General features: G+C 72.9%; 1 protein-coding gene and 1 pseudogene. Both read right to left on the reverse strand.

The features are described 5' to 3' along the window. The coding region (locus F6Q13_RS17930; protein WP_293059427.1) for an alpha/beta hydrolase fold domain-containing protein at positions 1–442 on the reverse strand (442 nt) is incomplete at its 3' end. Further along, positions 439–543 (reverse strand): annotated as a pseudogene (locus tag F6Q13_RS17935) (alpha/beta hydrolase); the annotation flags it as partial. The pseudogene F6Q13_RS17935 and the gene F6Q13_RS17930, both read right to left, overlap by 4 nt.

Here is a 543-nt window from a genome sequence, read left to right on the forward strand (position 1 = left end):
GGTCCGGGTCACCGCCCAGCTCACGGGCGTGCTCGCCCACCCAGCGCAGCGCGGCCCAGCAGTCGTCGACCCCGGCCGGGAAAGGGTGCTCCGGCGCGAGCCGGTAGTCGACGGACACCACGATCGCCTGCGCGCCCACCGCGTGGGCGCGGGCGACCGGGTCGTGGGTGTCCAGGTCGCCGATCGACCAGCCGCCGCCGTGGTAGAACACCACGACCGGCAGATCGTGCTGCTCGGTCGCCGGTGGCCAGTAGATCCGGACCCCGACGTCGCCGGCGATGGTGCGCTCCTCGATGCGCAACTGCGGCAACAACTCCGGCGGGGCCTGCACCTGACGCAGCTTCGCCCGGGCAACCTGCACACCGTCGGCGGCGGTGAAGGTCAGCGGCATCGCGTCGAGCAGGGCCTTAAGGACGGGGTCGATCTCCGGTCGGCCGGTCATCGGGCCAGTGCCGTTCGCAATGCAGCCAATCCGCGGTTCATGGCGGCGGTGGCGGCCGGCACCACGCCGGCGTAGCCGAGGTAGCCGTGCACCAGCGTCGC

The sequence above is a fragment of the Mycobacterium sp. genome (assembly GCF_008709575.1).
Classification (GTDB): domain Bacteria; phylum Actinomycetota; class Actinomycetes; order Mycobacteriales; family Mycobacteriaceae; genus Mycobacterium.